This is a genomic window from Photobacterium sp. R1 (assembly GCF_054600795.1).
Genome location: NZ_BAAHZP010000555.1, coordinates 1 through 271, shown reverse-complemented (window position 1 = coordinate 271; position 271 = coordinate 1). Strand labels below are relative to the sequence as shown.

Sequence of the window (271 nt, the reverse complement as noted above, 5' to 3'; positions counted from 1 at the left end):
ACGTCTGCTTCATCAACGGCTTTGAATTTCACGTCGATGGATGGCGAGACCTTGTTTTTGTATTCCACTTCGGCTTCAGCCAGCGCTGAACCACAGTCGGTACACCAGTGAACCGGTTTGAAACCTTTCAGCAGGTGGCCGTTATCGGCAATTTTGCCCAAAGCACGAATGATGTTGGCTTCGGTAGCGAAATCCATAGTGCGGTAAGGCTTGTCCCACTCACCCAGCACCCCGAGGCGAATAAAACTTTCTTTCTGGCCTTCAACCTGAC

The 271-nt window shown here is 50.9% G+C and carries 1 protein-coding gene; it reads right to left on the bottom strand.

Features of this window, described 5'->3' with window-relative positions; genetic code table 11:
* The coding region (locus tag ACYP03_RS26260) for a class I tRNA ligase family protein (RefSeq protein WP_459782707.1) at nt 1–271 on the bottom strand (271 nt) is incomplete at both ends.